Here is a 6,340-nt window from a genome sequence, read left to right as displayed (position 1 = left end):
GCTTTCCGGCTCGTACAGCATCACGATCGCATCGGCACCGGTGGCGCACCAGTTGTAGCCGGCCACGTCGGCCACGGCGAAGAATTTGTTGCCATTGCGGGTGATGATCACTGTTTCGGCATCGTCCGCAGCGTTGGGGTCATCGGCAGCTTCGGTGAAACCCAGTTCGAATGCCGCGGGAATCTCTGCGGTTTCGGTCCAGTTGCCGAAACTGATCGGGCCACCCAGCGTATCCAGATAATCGCGCTCGCTGGCCTCACCCTTGCCATAGCGCGAGTAGCAGGCGAGGCGGCCATGCGTGGCATGGTAATCGCGGGCCTTGGCGTAGCTCTCGCGCATCTGCGCGATGTGTTCCTGCGCATCCTTGTCCTGCACCGCATCACCGATGAAATAGCCCGCGTTGCCGAGGAAGCGCATCTCGTTGCCGGCGGTCAGTTCGAAGGCGATCCAGTTGGTGCCGGTGAAATCGTTGTGGTGTTCTTCTGTGGTCTCGCCGATGCAGCCGTCATACGGCTCGATCGGGCACAGCATCGTTGCCACCTGGCCGGCCAGTTCCGGGCGCAGCACGCCGAGGTCGATCTTCAGCAGCGGCAGCAGGTGCTGGCCGAGCCAGGCCTGGTCGGCGGGAAAGACGTCGGTGGGGAAGGCGACCATGCCGGGCAGCAGGTCGCGCAGTTCAGTCTGGTGGATCATGTCAGTCCTTTGAATTGGATCGGTAGTGCCGGCCGCTGGCCGGCATCCGCGATACATCTGGAGGTTGCCGGCCAGCGGCCGGCACTACCACAGGCGCGTCAGGTCGACGCGCTGCGGATCGCATCCGGCAGCGGCGCGCTCTTGCCGGTCTGGGTGTCCATCCAGACCACCACCACGTTGCCGTCCGAATAGAGCTTCGATTCGTCCTGCTGGTCGACGATGCGGTGGCCGATGGTCACGCTGCTGTTGCCCAGGCGCTCGACGAACAGCTCGACCAGGATGTCGTTGGGCCATACGATGGGCAGCCGGTAGTTGACGTTGGTCGCGGCCACCACGGGTGCGATGCGGTCGGTCATCGACACACCGTCCACACCCAGCATCCAGCGCACGCGCGCTTCTTCCAGGTAGGAGATGTACTTGGCGTTGTTCACATGGCCCATGCTGTCCATGTCACGCCAGCGCACGCTGATCGGGATGCGGGCCAGGATCTTGTGTTCGCTGCTCATCAGGCGTCCTTTTTCTTCTTGCTGGCAGTGGCGGTCTTGCTGGTCTTGCCGGTGCTCTTGGCGGCTACCGCCTTCTTGGCGACCTTGGCCGGCTTTTCAGGCTTCACCTTGCGCGGCGGGCGGGCGTCTGGCTTGTTGGCCACGGCAGCCGGCTGCTCGGGGCGGGCGCTGGTGGAGGGCAGCATGCGGGCCAGGAACTGGCCGGTGTACGACTGCGGGCAGGCCGCCACGTCTTCCGGCGTGCCGGTGACCAGGATGGTGCCACCGCGATGGCCGCCTTCCGGACCCAGATCAACGATCCAGTCGGCGGTCTTGATCACGTCCAGGTTGTGCTCGATCACCACCACCGTGTTGCCTTCGTCGCGCAGCTTGTGCAGCACGCCCAGCAGCGCTTCGATGTCGTGGAAGTGCAGGCCGGTGGTCGGCTCGTCGAGGATGTACAGGGTGCGGCCGGTATCGCGGCGCGACAGTTCCTTGGACAGCTTCACGCGCTGCGCTTCACCACCGGACAGCGTTGTCGCGCTCTGGCCCAGCTTGATGTAGCTCAGGCCGACGTCGACCAGTGTTTCCAGCTTGCGCGCAATCGACGGCACCGGCTCGAACAGCTTCAGTGCATCCTCGACGGTCATTTCCAGCACGTCGTTGATGTTGAAGCCCTTGTACAGGATCTCCAGCGTTTCGCGGTTGTAGCGCTTGCCGTGGCAGACGTCGCAGGGCACGTACACGTCCGGCAGGAAGTGCATCTCGACCTTGATCAGGCCGTCACCCTGGCAGGCTTCGCAGCGGCCGCCGCGCACGTTGAAGCTGAAACGGCCCGGCGAATAGCCGCGCGCACGCGCTTCGGGCACCTGTGCGAACAGTTCGCGCAGCGGCGTGAACAGGCCGGTGTAGGTGGCCGGGTTCGAGCGCGGGGTGCGGCCGATCGGCGACTGGTCGATGTCCACCACCTTGTCGAACAGGTCCAGGCCATCGATCTCCTTGTACGGAGCGATCGGGTGCGAGGCGCCGTTGATCTCATTGGCGGCCAGCGAGAACAGGGTGTCGTTGATCAGGGTCGACTTGCCCGAGCCGGATACACCGGTCACGCAGGTCAGCAGGCCCGACGGAATCGCCAGGTCCACGCCCTTCAGGTTGTTGCCGGTCGCCCCGCGCAGGTGCAGGGTCATCTTCGGGTTCGGCGTGTGCCGGCGCGCCGGAATCTCGATCGCGCGCTTGCCCGACAGGTACTGGCCGGTCAGCGAGCGCGGTGCCTCCAGGATGTCCTGCAGGGTGCCCTGGCCGACGATCTCGCCGCCGTGCACGCCCGCGCCCGGGCCGATGTCCAGCACGTAGTCGGCCAGCCGGATCGCATCCTCGTCATGCTCGACCACGATCACCGTGTTGCCGAGGTCGCGCAGGCGGGTGAGGGTACCGAGCAGGCGTTCGTTGTCGCGCTGGTGCAGGCCGATGGACGGCTCGTCGAGCACGTACATCACACCGACCAGGCCGGCGCCGATCTGGCTGGCCAGGCGGATGCGCTGTGCCTCGCCACCGGACAGGGTGTCGGCCTTGCGCTCCAGGGTCAGGTAATCCAGGCCGACATCGACCAGGAAGCCGAGGCGTTCGCCGATCTCCTTGACGATCTTCGCGGCGATCTCGCCACGCCAGCCCGGCAGGCTCAGTTCACTGAAGAACTTCAGTGCCTCGTCGATCGGCAGCACCACCAGCTCCGGCAGCGGGCGATCGGCCACGAACACGTTGCGCGCCGCCTTGTTCAGGCGCGCACCATGGCATTCCGGGCACGGCTGTTCGCTGATGTACTTGGACAGCTCCTCGCGCACCGCCGGCGACTCGGTTTCCTTGTAGCGGCGTTCGAGGTTGGGAATGATGCCCTCGAAGCGATGCTTGCGCTGGGTGCGGCCACCAGCTTCGGTGAAGTAGGTGAAGGTGATCGTTTCGTCGCCGCTGCCGTACAGCACGGCCTGCTGCACCTTGGCCGGCAGCGAGTTCCAGGCGGCGTCCACGTCGAACTTGTAGTGCTTGGCCAGCGAGGCGATCAGCTGGAAATAGTAGGCGTTGCGGCGGTCCCAGCCGCGCACCGCACCGGCGGCCAGCGACAGCTCCGGATGCACCACCACGCGCGAGGGATCGAAGAACTCGGCGATACCCAGGCCATCGCAGCCGGGGCAGGCGCCCATCGGTGCGTTGAACGAGAACAGGCGCGGCTCCAGTTCCGGCAGCGAGTAGTCGCACACCGGGCAGGAGTACTTGGAGGAGAACAGCGCCGGCGTGGCGTCGGCGGTGTCCAGGCTCTGCACCGAGGCCATGCCATCGCCCAGCTTCAGTGCGGTCTCGAAGCTCTCGGCCAGGCGCTGCTTGATGTCCTCGCGCGGGCGGAAGCGGTCGATCACCGCCTCGATGGTGTGCTTCTGGCGCAGCGCCAGCGGCGGCACCGCATCGATTTCATACAGCTCGCCGTCCACGCGCACGCGCACGAAACCCTGCGCGCGCAGCTGGTCGAACACCTGTGCGTGTTCGCCCTTGCGGTCGCGGATGACCGGCGCCAGCAGCATGTAGCGCTGTTCCGGGTCCAGCGTCAGCACCTGGTCGACCATCTGGCTGACCGTCTGCGCTTCCAGCGGGTAGCCGTGGTCCGGGCAGCGCGGTGTGCCGACGCGGGCGTACAGCAGGCGCAGGTAGTCGTAGATCTCGGTGATGGTGCCGACCGTCGAGCGCGGGTTGTGCGAGGTCGACTTCTGCTCGATCGAGATGGCCGGGGACAGGCCTTCGATGTGGTCCAGGTCCGGCTTTTCCATCACGCTCAGGAACTGGCGCGCATAGGCCGACAGCGACTCGACGTAGCGGCGCTGGCCTTCTGCATAGATGGTGTCGAACGCCAGCGAGGACTTGCCCGAACCGGACAGGCCGGTGATCACGATCAGCTTGTCGCGGGGCAGGTCGAGGTCGAGGTTCTTCAGATTGTGCGTCCGCGCGCCGCGGATGCGGATGAAATCCATCGCCATGGGGGATCCGGTTGTGGGGGCGTTGGCTGGGTGCCGGGCCAGCAGGGAACGGCAATCGGTCAGCCTACCGAGGTGACCAGATGGGGGCAATGGGCGACAATGCCAGCCCGATGTCTCACCTGATGAGACAGGGCGACAGGCAGGGGTCAGATCCCTTTTCACAACGTGAAAAGGGATCTGACCCCGTTCTGGCCGGGCCCCCGGGCCGTTCAGGGGTTGACTTGACCCGCGCCCGCTGATCTGCGTACAATTCCGCTCCTGTCCGCCCTCGATGGCGGCAGCTCAGACCACAATAACTACAGAGGAAGGCCTGGTCATGTACGCAGTACTGGTCACCGGCGGTAAGCAATACCGCGTGGCGCAGGGCGAAAAGCTCCGCATTGAAAAGCTCGAAGTCGAAGTCGGCAGCGAGATCAAGTTTGACAACATCCTGATGCTGGGTGACAGCGACGGCGTGAAGCTGGGCGATGCGCTGAAGGGCGCTGCCGTCACCGCCAAGGTCCTGTCCCAGGGTCGTGCTGACAAGGTCCGGATCATCAAGTTCCGTCGCCGCAAGCACCACATGAAGCGTCAGGGTCACCGTCAGTACTACACCGAAATCGAGATCACCGGCATCGCCGGCTAAGCATCAGGAGAAGCAGTCATGGCACATAAAAAGGGCGTAGGCTCCTCGCGCAACGGTCGCGACTCCAACCCGAAGTACCTGGGCGTCAAGATCTTCGGCGGCCAGGCCATCGAAGCCGGCAACATCATCGTGCGTCAGCGCGGCACCCAGTTCCACCCGGGTTCGGGCGTTGGCCTGGGCCGTGACCACACCCTGTTCGCCCTCGTGGACGGCAAGGTGGAGTTCTCGGTCAAGGGCGCCAAGAAGCGTCGCACCGTCAGCATCGTCTCGGCCGACGCCTGATCCAGGCATCGCCGGCACCCGTGCCTCGGCATGGGGGTGCTGCATGAAGAGCCCCGCTTCGGCGGGGCTTTTCGTTAGAGTGAAAGCAAGACCGGCCAGGCCGGGGTGCCGGCCAGTGGCTGGCATAACATTCAAGGCGACGGCAGGCAGGCCGCGCCCATCGCAGGCATCGAAACAATGAAACTGGTAGACGAAGCAGAAATCGAAGTGTTCGCCGGCAACGGCGGCAACGGCTGCATTGGCTTCCGTCGCGAGAAGTTCATTCCGCTCGGCGGCCCGGACGGCGGCGACGGCGGTGCGGGCGGCAGCGTGTACATCCGCGCCGACGAAAACCTGAACACCCTGGTCGACTTCCGCCATGACCGCATCTTCAAGGCGCAGCGTGGCGAGAACGGCATGGGCCGCCAGGCCTATGGCAAGGGTGGCGAAGACCTGACCATTACCGTGCCGGTCGGTACCGTGGTGATCAACGTCGCCACCGATGAAATCATCGGCGACCTGACCCAGCATGGTGATCGCCTGCTGGTGGCGCAGGGCGGTCGTGGTGGTCTCGGCAACATGCACTTCAAGAGCTCGACCAACCGCTCGCCGCGCCAGGCGCTGCCGGGCGAGCCGGGCGAAGAGCGCACGCTGAAGCTGGAGCTGAAGCTGCTGGCCGACGTCGGCCTGCTGGGCTTCCCCAACGCTGGCAAGAGCACCCTGATCCGTGCCGTTTCGGCGGCGACGCCGAAGGTGGCCGATTACCCGTTCACCACGCTGTACCCGAACCTGGGTGTGGTGAAGGTGGAGAACTACCGCAGCTTCGTGATTGCCGACATTCCTGGCCTGATCGAAGGCGCTGCCGACGGTGCCGGCCTGGGTGCGCAGTTCCTGCGCCACCTGCAGCGCACCCGTCTGCTGCTGCACCTGGTGGACATCTCGCCGATGGAAGGCGGTGTGGAAGGCATTTCCCCGGTCGAGCAGGTGCGCGCGATCGAGCGCGAACTGGAAAAGCATGATCCGGAGCTGCTGCGGAAGCCGCGCTGGCTGGTGCTGAACAAGGCCGACCTGATGTTCGAAGACGAAGCGAAGGCTGCGGCCGAACAGATCGTCGCCGAGCTGGGCTGGAAGGAGCCGTGGTTCCTGGTTTCCGCGCTGGGCCGCGAAGGTACCTTCCCGATCATGAGCCGGATCATGGCCTTCTTCGATCGCCAGAAGGAAGACGAGCTGGAGGCCCGCAACGCGCAGTAATG

General features: G+C 65.1%; 6 protein-coding genes. 3 read left to right on the top strand and 3 right to left on the bottom strand.

Annotated elements, in window-relative coordinates:
- From N7573_RS22195 to uvrA, 3 genes are all read right to left on the bottom strand, one after another.
- Window positions 1-693, bottom strand: a 693-nt coding sequence (locus N7573_RS22195; RefSeq protein ID WP_279943293.1) for an enolase, incomplete at its 3' end; no start/stop codon positions are given.
- 98 nt (window positions 694-791) lie between these two features.
- Complete coding sequence (locus N7573_RS22190) at window positions 792-1,199, bottom strand: thioesterase family protein (RefSeq protein WP_032127586.1); 408 nt, start codon at window positions 1,197-1,199, stop codon at window positions 792-794.
- Window positions 1,199-4,201, bottom strand: coding sequence for an excinuclease ABC subunit UvrA (uvrA, locus tag N7573_RS22185; RefSeq protein ID WP_049462331.1), 3,003 nt, complete (start codon window positions 4,199-4,201; stop codon window positions 1,199-1,201). Before uvrA ends, N7573_RS22190 begins: the two co-directional genes overlap by 1 nt.
- A 316-nt stretch (window positions 4,202-4,517) precedes the next feature.
- On the opposite strand from uvrA, the gene rplU reads away from it, so the two are divergent.
- From rplU to cgtA, 3 genes are all read left to right on the top strand, one after another.
- Window positions 4,518-4,826 carry a 50S ribosomal protein L21 gene (gene rplU, locus N7573_RS22180; RefSeq protein ID WP_005408557.1) on the top strand — a complete coding sequence of 103 codons (309 nt, stop codon included), beginning with the start codon at window positions 4,518-4,520 and terminating at the stop codon, window positions 4,824-4,826.
- An 18-nt stretch (window positions 4,827-4,844) separates the two neighbouring features.
- Window positions 4,845-5,108, top strand: coding sequence for a 50S ribosomal protein L27 (rpmA, locus tag N7573_RS22175; RefSeq protein ID WP_005415704.1), 264 nt, complete (start codon window positions 4,845-4,847; stop codon window positions 5,106-5,108).
- A gap of 177 nt (window positions 5,109-5,285) precedes the next feature.
- Window positions 5,286-6,338, top strand: a complete 1,053-nt coding sequence (cgtA, locus tag N7573_RS22170) for an Obg family GTPase CgtA (RefSeq protein ID WP_279914050.1) — start codon at window positions 5,286-5,288, stop codon at window positions 6,336-6,338.
- The last annotated feature ends 2 nt before the right edge of the window (window positions 6,339-6,340 follow it).

The organism is Stenotrophomonas sp. GD04054 (assembly GCF_029836955.1).
In the GTDB taxonomy this organism is placed as follows: domain Bacteria; phylum Pseudomonadota; class Gammaproteobacteria; order Xanthomonadales; family Xanthomonadaceae; genus Stenotrophomonas; species Stenotrophomonas maltophilia_A.
This window is presented reverse-complemented; position numbering and strand designations above follow the sequence as displayed.